Source organism: Leptolyngbya sp. UWPOB_LEPTO1, assembly GCF_017302695.1.
Classification (GTDB): Bacteria; Cyanobacteriota; Cyanobacteriia; order Leptolyngbyales; family Leptolyngbyaceae; genus Leptolyngbya; species Leptolyngbya boryana.
In genome coordinates this window covers 45,338-62,298 of sequence record NZ_JAFLCJ010000019.1, presented here as the reverse complement: position 1 = coordinate 62,298, position 16,961 = coordinate 45,338, and the positions used below count along the sequence as shown (strand labels likewise).

14 protein-coding genes are annotated in these 16,961 nt (G+C 48.5%); 6 read left to right on the top strand and 8 right to left on the bottom strand.

The features are described 5' to 3' along the window. Positions 1–30 precede the first annotated feature (30 nt). The 4 genes from J0L70_RS24025 (at position 31) to J0L70_RS24010 (ending at position 3,416) form a co-directional block, all read left to right on the top strand. Complete coding sequence (locus J0L70_RS24025; RefSeq protein ID WP_287456197.1) at positions 31–219, top strand: hypothetical protein; 189 nt, start codon at positions 31–33, stop codon at positions 217–219. 2 nt (positions 220–221) lie between these two features. Next, positions 222–809 (top strand): siphovirus Gp157 family protein, encoded by a 588-nt coding sequence (locus tag J0L70_RS24020; RefSeq protein ID WP_287456196.1) that lies wholly within the window; start codon positions 222–224, stop codon positions 807–809. Between the two features lie 97 nt (positions 810–906). Further along, complete coding sequence (locus tag J0L70_RS24015) at positions 907–1,845, top strand: XamI family restriction endonuclease (RefSeq protein WP_287456194.1); 939 nt, start codon at positions 907–909, stop codon at positions 1,843–1,845. Continuing rightward, positions 1,845–3,416: an Eco57I restriction-modification methylase domain-containing protein gene (locus J0L70_RS24010; RefSeq protein ID WP_190649459.1), complete on the top strand. Its 1,572-nt coding sequence runs from the start codon at positions 1,845–1,847 to the stop codon at positions 3,414–3,416. The genes J0L70_RS24015 and J0L70_RS24010 overlap by 1 nt, the downstream gene beginning before the upstream one ends. 4 nt (positions 3,417–3,420) lie before the next feature. On the opposite strand, the gene J0L70_RS24005 is transcribed toward J0L70_RS24010, so the two are convergent. Genes J0L70_RS24005 through J0L70_RS23970 form a run of 8 tightly spaced genes read right to left on the bottom strand, consistent with a single transcriptional unit; the run spans position 3,421 to position 14,437 of the window. Beyond that, a complete protein-coding gene (locus tag J0L70_RS24005) occupies positions 3,421–4,002 on the bottom strand; it encodes a Uma2 family endonuclease (protein ID WP_190649457.1) in 582 nt (193 codons plus the stop codon). A 53-nt stretch (positions 4,003–4,055) separates the two neighbouring features. Further along, entirely contained in the window at positions 4,056–7,211 is a 3,156-nt protein-coding gene (locus J0L70_RS24000; RefSeq protein WP_190649455.1) for a hypothetical protein, read from the bottom strand. Between the two features lie 3 nt (positions 7,212–7,214). Then, complete coding sequence (locus tag J0L70_RS23995) at positions 7,215–8,747, bottom strand: hypothetical protein (protein ID WP_190649453.1); 1,533 nt, start codon at positions 8,745–8,747, stop codon at positions 7,215–7,217. A gap of 8 nt (positions 8,748–8,755) precedes the next feature. Beyond that, positions 8,756–9,865, bottom strand: a complete 1,110-nt coding sequence (locus J0L70_RS23990) for a hypothetical protein (protein WP_190649451.1) — start codon at positions 9,863–9,865, stop codon at positions 8,756–8,758. A gap of 10 nt (positions 9,866–9,875) precedes the next feature. Next, positions 9,876–10,739, bottom strand: a complete 864-nt coding sequence (locus tag J0L70_RS23985; RefSeq protein ID WP_190649450.1) for a hypothetical protein — start codon at positions 10,737–10,739, stop codon at positions 9,876–9,878. Between the two features lie 11 nt (positions 10,740–10,750). Further along, the gene (locus J0L70_RS23980) at positions 10,751–13,537 is read right to left on the bottom strand and encodes a putative type IV secretion/conjugal transfer ATPase (RefSeq protein WP_190649448.1); all 2,787 of its coding nucleotides are present in this window, start codon (positions 13,535–13,537) and stop codon (positions 10,751–10,753) included. Further along, positions 13,534–13,875 carry a hypothetical protein gene (locus J0L70_RS23975; protein WP_190649446.1) on the bottom strand — a complete coding sequence of 114 codons (342 nt, stop codon included), beginning with the start codon at positions 13,873–13,875 and terminating at the stop codon, positions 13,534–13,536. The genes J0L70_RS23980 and J0L70_RS23975 overlap by 4 nt, the downstream gene beginning before the upstream one ends. Positions 13,876–13,879: 4 nt before the next feature. After that, positions 13,880–14,437 carry a hypothetical protein gene (locus tag J0L70_RS23970; RefSeq protein WP_199329366.1) on the bottom strand — a complete coding sequence of 186 codons (558 nt, stop codon included), beginning with the start codon at positions 14,435–14,437 and terminating at the stop codon, positions 13,880–13,882. Positions 14,438–14,667: 230 nt separating this feature from the next. Between J0L70_RS23970 and J0L70_RS23965 the strand changes: the two genes are divergently transcribed. Together J0L70_RS23965 and J0L70_RS23960 are read left to right on the top strand one after the other, a co-directional pair. Further along, positions 14,668–15,405 (top strand): hypothetical protein, encoded by a 738-nt coding sequence (locus tag J0L70_RS23965; protein WP_190649443.1) that lies wholly within the window; start codon positions 14,668–14,670, stop codon positions 15,403–15,405. 3 nt (positions 15,406–15,408) lie between these two features. Then, positions 15,409–16,959, top strand: coding sequence for a TraB/TrbI/VirB10 family type IV secretion system protein (locus J0L70_RS23960; protein ID WP_190649441.1), 1,551 nt, complete (start codon positions 15,409–15,411; stop codon positions 16,957–16,959). Positions 16,960–16,961 lie beyond the last annotated feature (2 nt).

The window sequence follows — 16,961 nt, the reverse complement described above, 5'->3', positions numbered from 1 at the left end:
TAATGTTGACTTTGGCTCAAGCAGAACATTATGAAACCTTCCATTGTTCGTCGAATTGCTCAAATTTTGAAATTGCTTCAGAATCCTAGTTCTGATGGCAAAATGGGGCTACGCATAACCCGTCCTGAAGCGTTGAACGCTGATGCTCAGTTGCTCACTCAGCTTGAAGCAGAAATTACAACTCGGCAGGATTACTATCAAATTTGCGGGAGATGGTGACGATGGCAAACTCGATTCCTCAATCAGTGGCAGTGCGATCGCTCAAGGGCATCAGCATTCTGGCATCGCAAACTTGGCAAGAGCTAGATGCCGCCGAAACCCCAGAGCAAGAAGCCGAAATTGTTCAACAGCTTTGGCAACTCCAAGAAAGCGAGGAAGCCGCGATCGATGCTCATGCTGAATTAGCAGATCAGATTGATGCCGAAATCACGGCACTCAAGGCGCGAATGGAGCATCTCGTTAAAATCCATACCGCAGAGATTGAACGGCTCACCCGCTGGCGCGAACGACTCGATGAGACGATTCTGACGCTCAATTCCGCAGACTTGATAGCGCAAGAAGCGATCGGGCAACATCGACGCATTCGGATCAAGCTGAATCCGCCATCCTGTGAAGTGATTGACTTCGGGCAGGTTCCAGAGGACTACATCACCGTCAAAGAGATTGTGGAACGCAAAGTAGACAAAACGGCAGTTAAAAATGCGTGGAAGCAAGGGATACCAGTACCAGGGACTTTAGTGGAACGTAAGCGCAAAGTGGTCTATGAAATTGCACCCACCAGCTTGGAACAGATGAAAGCTTCGACCTAACGCTGTTTCAACCTGTAGTCGTGATTTTCTGCAACAAGTTCTTTGCATCAGTGAACTGTAGGAGTACAGTAGAACTGTTTTCGTATGCAGGACTCACATGGCTGTAAATCGTGACAAACCGAATCGTTGGAACGCAGATATGGCTCAGTCTGTGGATCTGTATAACAATTGGTTCATGACTTTTGCGCCACAGGCATTTCATGACACTCGTATTCAGGTCACAGAAGTTGTCGCAGCCGCCCTGCGAACCACCGATAATCTGCAAAACTTACAGCCACAGATTCTGCAACAGAATCCTCAGATCCTCGCAACGCTGAGAATGTGTACCTGCCCACCGCTGGCACGAGATCGATTAATTGGGCTAGCCGCTGTTTCTAAAAGTCTAGTGGAGCGATTAGAAAAAGGAAGGTTGCCTACTCGATTGAAGGCCGAGCAATTGAGCGAAGAACTTGGCAAAATCACAACGCTCATTTCAAGATTGGTAGATCGCGATATCTTTACCTGGCTCACCACCGATCAATCTCCTACAGAAGCTGAACGTTATCGTGCTGCAACGATCATTGCTGATCGCTTGTGCGGGGCATCCACCGATCCGATCGTTCGCAATGCTCAAGAAATGCGGCAACTTCAGGAGATTGCAGTATGGCTAAACGCGCATCACTACCGGGAACTTCCTGCCGGACAGAGAGTGCGATTCACTGAAATGCCACCTGGAACTTACAGTTTTCGGTTAAATGTCCCTGTGAATTTAACAACAGAAGGAGAGAAAACAATCAATATTCCAATTGATGCAGTGATTATGCGGCAGACCGCACATCCAGGAGATTTTCCGGTGCTGGTAGAGGCAAAATCAGCGGGAGACTTCACCAATGTGAATAAGCGGAAGAAAGAAGAAGCTCAGAAAATGAGACAATTACGCGCCACCTATGGCGAACAGATCGAATTCGTTTTATTCTTGTGTGGCTACTTTGATAGCAGCTACTTGGGCTACGAAGCGGCTGAAGGGATTGATTGGGTTTGGGAAGCACCGGATTGATGATTTTACAGACCTCGGATTATAAGCAACTTGACCTCACATCGATCGAGTGCCAGCGAGTGCTAGAGCAGGCTCGGTTGGATACTGCTAAAAGTGCAGCAGAGCGCAATCGGCTAGGGCAATTTGCGACTCCCAATGCACTCGCGAGCGCAATTCTCAACTACTCAAAATCTTTGCTCTCCCCTAAAGAAAAAGTTCGCTTTCTCGATCCTGCGATCGGCACAGGTTCTTTCTATTCTGCATTACTTCAAACCTTCTCCAGCGAACAGATTGAACGTGCGATCGGGTACGAAATTGATCCGAATGTGGCTGAGATCGCTCAAAAACTCTGGAAATCCTCTTCTCTTAAAGTTGAGTGTTCCGATTTTACAAAAATTGCGACTCCAAAGCACGAGCAATCCAAAGCAAACCTGCTCATTTGCAATCCGCCCTATGTTCGACATCATCACCTATCTACGACAGAGAAGCAGTTGCTCAGAGAGCTTGCGATCGCGCGGTCTGGAATTCAACTCAGTGGTTTGGCTGGACTGTATTGCTATTTTCTACTAGCCGCGCATGAGTGGATGACTGAAGGAGGGTTAGCTTGTTGGTTGATTCCATCTGAGTTCATGGATGTCAACTACGGCAAGCAAATCAAATCATATTTACTCAATAGCGTGAGTTTACTGCGAGTTCATCGCTTTGAACCAGAAGATTTACAGTTTGGTGATGCTTTAGTTTCATCTTCAATCATTTGGTTTCGCAACACTCGACTTCAACAAGATCATGCAGTCGAATTTACATTTAGCGGTAGCATTGACAAGCCTCTTATCACAAAGCTGATTTCAACCAAGACGCTGAGGACTTCAGCAAAATGGACACAAATTACGGTCGCTTCCCAACGTCAAGATGCGCCGCAAGCTAAGTTGTCCGATTTATTTGAGATTAAGCGAGGAGTAGCAACTGGAGCCAATCAGTTCTTCATCCTCACACCTAAGCAGATCGAAGCCTTCGAGATTTCTCAGGAGTTTCTTACCCCAATCCTGCCTAGTTCTCGATATTTACCGAGCGATGAAATCTTGGCAGATGAACAAGGCAATCCAGTTCTCGATCGTAAGCTGTTTCTACTCACCTGTACAGATTCACCAGAGAAACTACAAAGAGAAAGTCCTGCTGTTTGGAAATACCTTCAGAGTGGAGTAAAGGCTGGCGTTGCGGAGGGGTATTTGTGTCGGCATCGATCTCTCTGGTACTTGCAAGAGAATCGACAACCTGCGCCGTTTCTGTGTACTTACATGGGTAGAACAGGCGCGAAGCGAGGTAATCCATTTCGGTTTATTCTGAATCATTCGAGTGCGATCGCGCCCAACGTTTACTTGATGATGTATCCCAAGTCTGACCTTGCGCGTCTTCTCTCTACTCATCCTGAACAATGCCATTCTATCTGGAATGCACTTAAGTCAATTCCAGTGCAACACTTGATTGCAGAAGGTCGAGTCTATGGCGATGGATTACACAAATTGGAACCTAAAGAATTAGCAAGTGCATCAGCAGAAGAATTGTTGAGAATTATAGAAACAATCGTTAAGTGAATGACTAGGAAATCGCATTCCGAAACGCGCGAATTGCTTCTACTGTATCTGTCTCAGCGATTAAGAGACAACGCTTGAGCAGTTCAATATCGAGATTTTCCAGTCCAGGCAGTTCACTCCGCACAATCTGTTCATAGCCCTCCGCTCGCAGGTGATACAGTGCCAACGTGCCATCTTGCCAAAACCAAACTTCTGGCACACCCAGGGCTAGATACCGCGCTAATTTATCGACCCCTCCGCTCGTGAAGACCACCTCAATTGATAAATCTGGAATTGGTTTCGCCCGTCCTAAACAGTACGACTCATCTGCTTGCACCGCTGCAACGCCTTCACGTTCCTGATCTTTAGACCGAGTGGGCACGAAAAGGATACCTTTCTCTGCCAAAAAGGTCGTCACAAAATACCCAATCATGTGGGCGAAGAGTTCGTGGGCTTCTCCAGGCATGAGAATCTCAATCACTCCCTCATAAAATGACAATTTTGCACCCGGAGAATCCTGCAATCCTTGCCGCACCAGTTTGAAGCCTTCCCAAGTCCCTGGCAAGGTCAGCAGCTGGTCAGTCGTTCGGTCTTGCAGTTGAACCATTGCGATCGCTTTCGGAATTTTCTTGCCCTTATTTTAGCCGAGATTCAGGCTCGTCATCGCTCGACGATCGATTGTCGCTTTCGAGAACCCGCATCTCGTTGCTGCATCATTTGCTGGAATTCATCTGCATCCGTTTGACTCAGGAATTGACTCACTGCCCCAGATGCAAAATTGCCCTGACAGACTAATCTGTTGCCATTATCTTCTACAGTGTAGTCGCCAGTGATTGATGCAATCGCAGTCCACCGCTCCCCAATCGGCAACTCCACCGACTCGGCTGGCGACGACAGCAATTGATAAGTTTGCGCGATCGCCGCAGCTAGACGGCGCTGCACTGCATTCTGTTCGTCTGATATCGAAGGCTCTGGTGACAGCACAAGCTGATCACTTACTCGCAATTGCACCATCGAGCGCGTAAAGTCTTCAACCGTTGCCTCAAATCGGGTTCCAATTGGTAGTTTTGCTGTTTCTGGTGCGAAGGTTCCAAGCACACCACCTCCGACGACTTGTAGCACTGGAATCCCATTCATCGCATAGTACTTCGGATGCTCCGGTTCAAGGGCATAGGGAACCACTTCAATCTCAATTTGACCTTGCCAGCGAGAGAAATCTTCATTGGCATAGTCGTTGTGAGTAATGCCGATCACTTTAATTTGGCTCACCTCAAAGTTCTGGAGCTGCTCCGTTACTTGCTCGGTCATCAGCGTGTATGCCAGCGATGCTTTTCCAGTATCGCCAACTGAATGCGCCCAAGTAAAATCAGCAGGCGGAACCACTCGTAAATCGTTGGGAATGCGATCGACATCCACCACCTGATGCCCAAACTGTTGCTGCAAGACAGCCGCATTGCGCTCAGATAGCGTCGGCAAGTAAAAATCGACCACGGGTAAAGCAGGATTGACGATCGCTTCATACTCAATATGGCGTGCTTCAAGCATTTGCATCCAAGTCTGCGCCCGATCAAATGGAACACTCAATTCGTGAGCTTCCAATTCATAGGGGCTCTTGGGTAAGCTGTACGTGCCTTGGCTAAAAGTAATCGGTAATTTTGCTGCAACGCTCATCGATTGTTTGCGAGGGCGATCCAGTTCTGGGCGAGTGTGTTGGGTGTACCAAATCGCTGCGGCAATCGATCGCTGTTCTTCAGGAGTGGAGAACGTCTCGTTGATTTCAGCGCGAAAGGATTCGTTTAGGGCAGAGATCGCCACCCTAAATCCTTCCGCATCCTCCCCAACCAGTTGTCGAATCTGCGCTGTTGCTTGCTGTGCACGTTCCTTCAGATTCTCTGCCCAATCCAAAGCATCGGTATCGAGTTCAGCACGATCAAAGAGATACCGAAAATGTTCACGAGGCAGCGATTGAAGTTGAGTTGCTTCCCAGAGTGGATTGATTTCGGCTGCTAGCACACACACTACTGAAACCTCTGGTTGCCCTGATGCTTGCGTCGGCAGAGCGAATTGACGGTACAGTCTTGGATCTTTCTGGAAATCAAAAAATGGTGAAGGATGCTTTTCACACCATTGCTTTGCATCGTCGAGTAACTTCGGGTCAATCGTTTCAGTACGCTCTGCACTTTTGGGAGAATCAACCTCGACCTGAAGCGCTGCCATCAATCGATTCAGAAGTTGATGTCGTGATTTCTCAAACTGCCGTTGATTGTGCGGTGAAGCCGATTCCTCCTCTGTTGGCACAGCCGTATGAACTCGCCCGATTAGCATTGCAACTCGTCCGATTCCATTTTGACAAACGGCTGCTGCGACTTTCGGCAAGGTATTGTACACGAACTGCCCCTGTTCAGTTTGGACTTCAGTGTAAGGGACTTTGGGGCGTTTAACGATCGACGGAAAGCGATTTGGCTCTCCGGCTCGAAGCGTCTCCTTAGCAATGTTGGGTATCCACTGCGCCGGAGTCGCAATCAGTTGATCGCCATCAAAATCACATTGATGATATTCAGCCGCATCACGGGGATTAATCCATACGACACCTTCCGTTTGAGAAAGCGTTGGATCATGAACATTCCGATAAATGCGAATGTTGTCGGAAGAAACGATCGGGTAACGAGTCACAACGACATTGCCTTTTGGTAAGTGAGGCGCACAAATCATTCCGCGAGGCAGTTCTCGTCCAGGTTGTGCCATACCAGAACTATGCTGGAAACCAGAGTTCACAGCCAATTCACGCCAGCGACTTGCCGTTTGTGATTCTAAGAAATCCACCACCTTCGGCGCGTACAGCAATAATCCATAGCGATCGTGCCTCAGAATCGAAATCATGCGAGATTCTTGAGGTTCCTGCTCGTCACCTTCTGTATCGCTTTGCTCTTGGTCGTAGCGTTGGACAACATATTGAGCAAGCTGCTTTGGGTCACGTTGCTTTTCGGCCAACTCCTGTGCTTTCTTCAAGGTTGGCTTTAGGAAATCAGCAAGTACTGCTGACTTGGAGTACCACATCGAGAATTGCCAGGAATTGCTATATCGTGCTACCTCAGCATTTGCACGATTGCCCAGAACGACCTGCGAAAGTTCGTACTCTCCGCACGGCAATGCTTCTAGCTGATCTTTGTGAATGCCTTTGATTGAGGATCGATCCAATACGAAATCAACATTGCTTGGTAACGTCGGATCGACCAAAACCGTTCCCTTTGCTAAAAAGCTGAAGCCTAAATCAGATGATGCTGTGTGCGCCATGCGGAATTGGAAAGGGCGATCTGGTGTAGTTCCATCGAAGGCTAGCGATCGCATTAACTGAGGAGAGATTCTGCCGTGACAATCGTGCGTTTTGTAAGCCGCAAATTCAGGATCGGTGTAATCGACTAACTTCAGTTTTAGCGTTTCGATTGTCGTAGTGCCTTTGTAGCAATCACTAACCAATAACGAGCCATAACGACATGCTGCATCTCGTTCCGCCGCAAAGAATTGGGTTATTTGTTCAGCAAGGGTGGGGTCAGCAAAGTAGAAATTGCGATCTGAACTAAATGTCAGTTTACGAATCATCCCATCCTCGAATCGAGCCGCTTTGAGATTGTCTGCATTCAAGGAAGCACGATCCAGTTTAACCAGCGCCAATGATTTGAGATCCTGAGACGAAAAAAGCTGCTCTAGTAAGGTATGACGCAAAATTTGAGGCTCCAGCCATTGACGCTCACCTAATTGTGTCACATAGCACACAGGAACCGATAATCCACCCCCTTCTAGCTGTTTTGTCTCCATCTGTTATAACTCCGGGAGACGTTGGCGGTTAAGCTGTCGTTGCCGCTGATGTCGCATCGGCTCAGGCTGTTCAAGCGCTTCGGGAGCCAAATCCTGAGCCAAAGATTCTATTTCCGCGGATGGAATGGAACAGTGATTAATTTGAGGTGACTTGTTTTCAGACAACACTGCCGCAAAGACTAGCTCCCTATTCTTCGCGCTATGACCAATCATGGATTGTGTGCCATCGGCTTGGCGCTCTGTTACATCAAACTCATACTTCGGTTCTCCTTCCCCGTCTGTCCAAGCAAATGTGATGGCGCGATCACCAAACTGAACTTGTTGCTGAAAACTTTCGATCATCCGCAGTGCGATCGTATGATCAACAGTTGGTTGCTCGTCCACAAGCGCATCCAGTACGTCTAATCCTGAATTTTGTTCCTTTTGGAATGCCGCTATCACTTCAGATTGCTCCGTAACCTGCTGCTCTAACCGTATCATCATGGCTTCGAGTTGATCTAAGCGTTGTGAAAGCTGTTGCAAGTATTCTTCAATCTGATTCAGTTGCTCTTTGATCGCAGTTTGTCGATCCAGCTTGAGCGGTTGCAATGTTGAGAGCGATGAATCGAGCGTTTTAGATAGCTTGTTGGTCTGACGAGTGAGGACATTTGCTGCTTCTGTGAATGGTTCAGCAATTTCAGGCAGGTTTGCGGGTGCTTCAGGAGGTTCAGTCGCGACTTCTAATTCCTCAGCCCGATCGAACAACTGATCCAGCCGATTTGCTTGTTGAGTCGCAAAATGGGCAATCCGCTTGAGGCGCGATCGATATCTCTGATCCGGATTATCCAACGTTTTCATCAAAGCAAAGGCGACCGCCGCCGCACTTGTTGCAAACTGACTCGTTCCTCCTGCTAAATTGATGCCATCAATGCCAGCGCTATTACTTCTTGCCAATTCTTGACTCGCATAATTAGCAGTATCCAATACATTTGCAGTGACAGAATCAGGCGATTGCATTCTTGGTTGAACAGTGGAACCTCGTTGAGAACGAGATTGATCGGCAGTTTGAGTCCGTTGGGGAGTAATCGCTTCATCAATCAATCCCACTGAACTTAAAGTTTCATCGATCCTTGATAGCTCATCATCCTCTAAACCCATGTCTTCATCTAAGGTAGCTGCTTGCTCTAAACCCAGCACAGCAGAGAGGGAAGAGGGCGTGAAATAGTGATCCTCCACAGGTAAATTAATTCCAGCGGCTTTGAGGTTTTTCACTAGATAAGAGCCACTGGTGCGCTCATCGGGATATTGCTGCAAGTAGAACCGGAAACCGCACACTTCGCCATCCCGCTCACACAGTTCCATCCCGATCGGGGCTTTTCCGGTCGTCTGTGAAAACTGCTCAACGTGCGTTTTCACCTCTTCCCACGACGACAACTCACCGACCGGAGCGGCAGAGAGCGCTTTTGCCAGCGTATTGTAAACGTGCTTCAATCGTGCTGGATCGGTGAGATGAGCATAGGCATTGCGAGTTCGGCTTTTTCGCGTAGTGGCAACCATGAGTCCTCCTACATCCGGCGAATGACGAGGGACGTAACTGCACCCGTGAGATTAGAGAGTCCGTTAAACACTGCACCTCCTGAATTGTTCAAGGCGTTATAGAGCGCAATTCCACCACCACCGGAAACGAACGTAACCAAGACAGGCGCAAAGATAGCAATGAAAACAGGGAAAGCCAGGTCTGAGATGGCTTGGGCCTCCGCGATCACTAAAATTGACGCGACTAGCCCAACGAGCAGATTCCAACCGAGTTGCATCCCAAACAAGGACATAAAGCCAATGCCCCATGCCCAGATCGGTTTACTGCCGAGTGGAAGGACACTCAATGCCATTGCGATCGGAGCAAATAGAGCCGTGAGTAGCAATGCAGCTTCCAGCGCATTCAGAAACGCCCAAGTCAGTGCCCAAAGGAGTGTTTCGACCAGCTTGAGCAGGGGAACCGTAATAAATTCAGCGACATTGATGCCCTCGCCTCCGTTCAGAATGGCTTGAGCAAATCTCTGTAGCGAATTCAGTGTTCCTTGATTCGCCTGTTCTGCCGCACTCACAATCCGCTCTACCGCCTCTCGCTTCGCCGGATCATTCCAGCAGGCAATCAGTGCATCTCCGGTTTTATCTCGACATTCCAAGTAAATGGCTTCAATTTGGGTTCGACCTGCCTGTGACAGCGCTACATTAGAAATCGCTTGATTGAACGTCAATCCGCCTACTTGAATCTCTAGCACTTCACGAATCTGTACGGTCGCTACTTGACGCATCAGAAGAACGGTGTTTGCCAGTAGCTGACCGTTTCCAGATAAGAAAAACATGACGACTAGCGGATACACAAACATCGTGACCAGATCTGACCAAGATTGACGAGCGAGAATTTCCTTGCCTTCTTTGAGTGCTAGAAAGAGAATCGACACTGCCCCCAAGATCAAAGCAAATCGGACTAGTGCCAGCCACAACCCAACTTCTCCAGATGCCGCACTGGTTCTAAAAATCGTTTGCCACGCCTGATCCCAGGCACCAGAAGTGGCACGACTCAGTTCCAGCGTATTGATGATTGTATTTTCGGCAGTTCCAGCTTGATTACTGCCGGGGAGTTGTGCAAGTAGAGCAATCGTTAGCATCACACCCCGACTCCTACTCCCCTAAAGTAGAACTTAATACAGGAGGATTCGATTCTGCGCGAGAACGACGCTGTGAGGTTGTTTCGGCGGTTAGAGATTTGCTCCCTGGAAGATTGAGCCACGCGATTCCTTGTGTCACGGATCTTGCTGTTGCTTTTTCCGTTCTGCGATCGCTCACATTCCGCCCTAATGTTAACTCTGCAATCTGCGACTGCAACAACAGATCATGAGCACGATCGATCCGCGATTGTTCAGCCTCATCAAACAAAGCCGCATCAACCTCAGCTTGCTGTCCCAACTGAGCCGAGACATTTTGAAGAATCTGCTGAGTCACATCCAAACTTTGGGATTCATCTGCGAGAAACCGATTAGATTGAACGGCTTGGCTGACTCCATCTCGTTTTTGCTGACCTCGGATTTGAGCCTGTTCACTCAGTGTTGAGCCATAAGCTGTGCCCCGGCTTGCATTCCATTCTGAGGTGCGAGACAAATCGTTTCTGATGCTGAAGCTCGGTTCATTGCTTCGGTTTTCCAGAGCGGCTGCGAGTTGTGTCGGTGGTGCTTGGTCTTGATTGCCTTGAGTAATATTGGCAGTGAGTTGGGCTAGATCGGGAATGCCGAGGGATGCGATCGCAGAATCTAGCAATTGGTCGATCGTACCTTGTTCAACTCCAAAGAACTTGGCAATGTTTAACCAACGATTCGGAATCTGGCTACTGATATTGAAGCGATTTTGGAGCGGACCTGCAAAGCCATCAGTACTGATGGGTAGTCCACTCGCATCGGTTAATTGAGCATTCGCACGTTGAATTTGAAGCATGCTCAATGCTGCTGCAATCAGAACTGTGATGAGTAATTTTCGATTGAATGAACGCATTTTGATCTCCTTCAAATTTGAGTAAAACCGTTTCCTTCCTTCAGAGCAGCAACATAGATAGGGGTGAAAGCTGCTAAACCTCGAATTCTGCCGCTTTCTGTGATGGGAAATTGAGTGAGGGCGCGATCGCGGGCTGCCCGTTCGTCTTCTCCACTTGCCACCGTTGCCAATAGCATCTCTGCGGGGTAGTAGCGGCTATCCCAAAATCGTCCACTCCGCTCAATTAACCAGCAGGAATACAAACTCGATCGGCGCGGTAGATAGGCTTCTGAAGCATTGCGAACAATCGTTTCGAGCGGATAGCCAAGATATTGTTGAAACGAGGCACATGCGCTCTGGACTAACCTTCCAGTAATGCGGTAGGTCAAGTTTTGTAGAATCATTGCTCCAGCAGAACAGGCTGCGATCGTATCCGGGTCTTGCGACGACAGCAGAATCGAAATTCCATCTTTTCGAGCCGTCGCACAAAGTTCACCGACCACCTTGGCAAACCCATCTTTCTTCAGCAGTGTCGATAACTCATCGCCGACAAATAAGCTTTTTGGATGCGACAGCGCATTGCGAATACAAGCGCCATGCGCCACGATCGACAACGCGAGAGAATCAAAATCATTCGTCAGTCCCGTCAATGCGAAAAACTTCATGAACGGTTCTGGAGACACATTGCTGGGTCGCCCAATTGCATCGCCTAGAGGAGAAACCAGAATTGCCTGAAGTCGGGCACGAATTTGATTAATCGCTTGAGCATCGATCGCTTCAAAAGAGTTTAGATTTAGCCGCTCTTTCGAGACGAATCGTAGGAAATCATGCAGCGTTGGCATCTGCTGCCATTCCGAAGACTGCCAACCGAATTGGAATGCTAGATTGTACCGCTCGATAATATCAGTATCTTCGAGAAATACATCCAGGGTTTGCAGCAACAAGTCATCCACTCGCTGAGCAAGGTGTGGTTGATGCAGTTTGCCCATCACGATCGTATTGAGCGCTTGCCTCACAAACTCTCGCCAAGATTTGAGCCGAGAATCGAATTCGTCCCCTCGAAACGCTCTTAGATCAGGTGGCTGCAATAGATTGTCATGAGCAGTGCGGATGTCGATATATGCGCCACGCTCAGATCCCAATGCTTCCACTAATGTTTTGAAAGTTGATTCTCCTGCCGAAGTGGGCATATCCATTCCAACGATTGGGATGTTGCAGAGCAAGGCTCGAAAGATGAATTGCGATAACAAAACCGATTTTCCTGAACCGCTTTGTCCAGTTAGCAAAGCATGAACCGTTTGGCTCTCAAACAGATCAATATAAATCGGCTTGCCGCCTGCTGTGATGAACTCGATACCTTGCGAGTCTAAATCGCGTGGCACGGTGAGCGGTAGTACTCCAGCTACAGTTTCGTTATCGAGCGTTAGTCGTCGATCTTCCGTATCCAGCAGTCCGTTGAATTCTAGAAGCCGTTGGAGGGTAATCGGCAAGGTTTGTAACCAGACCTGCCAGCAGACATGGCGAGATCGCACCACATTCGCCGATCCAAAACTATGCGCCAATAGTTCGCAAGCCTGATCAAGTTCATCCGTTGTATTGCGCCAGACGGTGAACACAACCGCGACATGGAGTGCGATCGCGCCTTGGTAAAGCTTACGCTGAGCCTCAAAACTCTCTTCCGCTTTAACCTCTGCCCCAATATCTCGCCCTTGTCCCTGTGTGAGTGCGCGAGTCGATGCAGTACGAGATTGACGTGCAGTTCTGGCTAAGTTGTCATTGATTAGAAATCGGGACGCAGGCACAATCTCAACCCAAACTTCGGTATCACGAACATAAGGCTGAGACATTGCTTTCCATATCGCTGCGAGTTGCGTCCGCGTATTGAGCCATCCTTCTACAGCATCTTGCATCACCAATAGCCCACCAACGCGACGATTCACCCAAACACATTCGCGGTTTTGACGGTGTTCAGGGCAGGCAGATTGTCCTTGAGAGCCTTGAATCAGAATCGTGGTGGAATGTCGTTCTGAATGAGTAATTTCGACGAATTCTGTTCCTGAAATTGCAGGTTGCCAAACTAACAATTGAGGAATGGGCGGTGCAATCATGCGATTGAATTGCTGCCAAAGCCAGTTCCACAGTGCCTCAGCATTAAGCGGCGTAATTTCTAGTCCAGCTTTGGTGTTCAGTAACCTTTCCCAGTTCAGGAAAGCATCATGCCCATCATTCATCAGCTTGTGCAAGAACTGCTGCGACTGCTCGTGCTTCCCGCCTCGCATGGCATCTAGAAGATTTGTCATGCGTTGCGAGAGCTTACTAATCCAATCACTCCATCGGGCTTGACCAGTAGCATTGATTGTATATGTGCAAAAGATCAGCGAAGTCCACTGCCGTCGCGTTCCTTCGTGGGTGAGTTGTTGAATCCGCTTTTGCTCGGAGCGTCCAAGCACGATCGCTAAAGGAACAGTCGTTCTGCTAATCAATTGCTCTAAAGCGTACTGGCGCTGAGTGTCATCGGCAAAGCAACTGAAGTAAAACCGGAGCGATTCTCCGATCGCACATTCTTTCATTGCCTCTTCGAGTTGAGATGCGATCGCCATGACTTCTTCTCGCGTCAGTTCAGGATGCAAGCCTTGAAGCCTAAAGCCAAACACCAATTGCCACAGATTACCTCGATTCAGTAAATACGCACCAATATCGCGGTTATCTTTTAGCAATCGCACCATACAGCACAAATCTAAGCAGTTCTCAAATGGATAGAACTGCTGTTTTTGATCGCTTTGAGAGAGAATTGTCGTTGATTTGAGCTTATTTTTCATTTCCTTGCTGAGCATTTATTTCGGCAGCGAGCAGGTCGATGGAGCAAAGGGAGATAACGAACATAGCCCGTCATCCAATCGTGACCAGGGGGCGACTTAAAGCGATCGAGAAAGTGGTAAGCGCGTTTTCCAGTCAAGAGCCACCAGGTCGAGATTAGCCAAAGTGACATCGCAAAAAAGACTGCTAAACCCAAATTGAACAATTCCATCGTGACGAGCCAGGACGCAATCAGAATGCTAATCCAAGGCAAGATCTGATTGGCAGGAATCGGTCCAATACTCGGAATTTTGCCCAGAGCTTTGTTGACCTTGATAAACGTCTTGTCTGGATCTCTCATACAGTTAGCTTTCCGGGACGAAGATAGCAGTGATTACGTCCAGCCCCAGAACAATGCCAAAGGCTAATCCCACTTGGGTTGCGATCGGTCGCCAGTCATTGCCTTGTTGCGCCTGGTTATAGGCAAACAGAGCAGCAGCGGCAACCAAGAGAAGAAATACAGCCCGAATCACGTTGAATACAAGCGCGATCGCTTCTTCTGAAATTCCTTCTCCGCCGCCCGCACTTTCAGATGCAAGTTGAGTGATGAATTCTTCCATACCAGAGAGAAAGATCGCATGGGCAGGCATTACTGTACTAACCAGAAGTGCGATCGCACCAAACACGACCAGCAAACTGCGGGAGGAGGTTTTCCGTCGCCAGCCTTTACGGTAAGGCAAGCGATCGCAAATCCGACGAAACGAGCAAATGAGCAGGAGCAGCAGCGCAAACCATGCCATCAAAATCGGAGCCTTCCAGAGAAAGTAGCCTAACATCGCCGTCCAAGTGGTCAGCCACGGATAATCCTGCGCCGTAAAGCTGTAAACAGCGGTTCTAGAAGAGTGAGAACGAATCGGATACATAAATCAACCAGCGATACTGCTGGCTTATCTTGCACAGCAACTTAGAGTAATCGCCCCTGCTATTTGTCCAAAATTCCAGAACGTTGGAGGAACTCATGTTGAAGCGGCCAGGGAGGGTAAAACTTATGGTTACGATCGCTGCACTCCTCCCATCTAGCAGAGGACAAACGGCAGAGGACAACCAAACCAGAGACACTGGAAAATATGCCTGAACCGTACTATGTCTGGCTATGAGGCAAATTCGACGATTTCAGCCGCCGAGCCTGCTATCCGAAAGCAAGAATCTACTTCCACTTTGCTTTGCTGCATTGAGCTTCTTTGTAGGGATTCAAACGCTATTAATTCTATTTCTAAGTTGGCGCGTCAATACACTGGCAGAACGCAAGATAACCTTTGTGCAATTGGTCGATGGTCGTGCAGTTGCGATGCGTGAGGAGGCTGGAACCTACCGCACTGCTGAAACGATTAAGAATGTAGTGCGGCAATGGGCAACTCTTACTTGGAGTTGGGAAAGCAAGCTGCCTGGAACCAATCAGTCCGATAGGGGGCAGAAAGTTGGCAATCAAAAGCTAACAACAACCGCTTATCTCGCTTCTTTTTTGCTGAGTGGCAAACAGAAACCTGAAGGCTCTAGCTTTCGGGAAGAATCGAGGCGAATGATTTCAGAGTTAACGCCTGCGGGGGTCTTTAGTGGCAATGTACGATCAACAATTCTCATTCGCCACGTCTCAGAACCGAGAACGATCGCGCTTGGCAAATATGAAGTAGATCTGATCGCTACCCGTAATGTGGTTGAGCAATCCGGACAAATCGAAGAAATTCCGTTTAATCGCACCTTTACGCTAGAAGCGGTAGACATTCCGCGATCGCCGCTTGGCAAAACCGCAACGGAAGTTGAGCGCGTCATTTACAGCATTCGAGAAGCCGGACTCGAAATTACCGATATCAAGCCTTTTAACCCCAATTAGCCTATGTCTTCTCTCCAAAATAAAATTCGAGTCATTTCTACGCCGGAAACCGCCTCTGATTCAATTGATGCGACAGAAGCGGCTCAATTGGTCGGCTACAGCCCGAACGAAACCGAGAAGCTGATTGACGATCAATACAAACTGATTCAGGAAAACGAAGGTGGGGATACTCGTCCCAGTTATGAGCATCCGATCATTCGCTTTGCCAGTGTTGCCTTGCCTCTGGGGGCATTGGGCGGCGGTGCGTTAGGCATCTGGTTCCTTCTCTTTGCGCCTAAAAATAATCCGGCAGCAGAACCTGTGACTTCAGCTACACCAACCCCCAGTCTCGTTCCCAACGCGGAGGGAAGACTGAAAAGCCAACTCGCGTTTCAAGATCAGCAGACTTCTCTAGAGAAGGCAAAATCTACGACGCAAACGAAACCCAAGAAGTCACCCGCGAAACCGTCAACTCAAAAAGCGACTGAACCAAACCGATCTCCTCCGGTTCGACGCATTGCAAGCACTGAACCAGAGCCACCACGCAGAGTTTATTCTGTTTCGGCTCCAACTCCGGTAGTGACTCGCACAGTCGCAGCAACTCAAGCCGTTAAACCGCCTAAAGCACCTGATCCCTACACTCAGTGGAATACATTAGCAAAACTAGGACAGCAGCAAGCGGAGAAGATTACAGATTCAGCTACGTCCCAACGGACAGTAATTGCTTCTAATTCAACGATTCCAATGGTTCAAGTCGGTATGGAAGAAGCAGATGAAGCTGCAACAGAACGACCAGAAGTCGTGGTCAATCCAATGAGTACAGAGAATACAGTTCAAACTGATGCCGCAAGATCCAGATCAATCCCTTCTGAAGTAGCATCTCCAAGTTCAGTTAGGCAACCAGAATTTTCACCTTCCGATTTATCCAATCCGCCGATGCAAATTGCGATCGGAACTACAATTCCGGCAAAAGTTGTTGTTCCCGCAATTGCCACTGAGAGTAACCGAGAGCGTGCTTTAGTTGAGATTACAGAAGACGTACCTGCGATCGACAATCGAATCGCGTTACCTAAAGGGACGCTCATTGCAACTGAAATCGTCAAAGTTGATCCGCAGACGCATCTCGTTCATCAAAATGCAGTTGCAATCGTCTACAGAAATCGTCTCGGAAACATCCAACAGCAGCAACTGCCAGCAGGGAGTTTAGCGATACGTGGCAGGGATGGCACACCTTTAATCGCTCAAGCAAGCCAGAAATCAGAGGATCATACAGGACGAGATCTTCTAATCGCAACATTGAGCGGTGTCGCCAAAGCTAGCGAGGTGATCAATCTCCCTCAAGCAGAGAACGTAATCAGCAGCGATAGTTTTGGTAACACGCAAATTTCACGCCGCACGAATCGTCAGCCCGATCTGTTGGCAGCAGCGATCGAAGGTGTGCTGGAAACGACAGTCGATCTCCTAAAGCAACGAGCCGAGCAGCCCCCAACAGCCCGTCAAGCACCAATACTTACGATTCCAAAAGATCAACCCGTCTCACTGGTCTTCACATCCTTCTTTGAAATTCAGCGCTAACC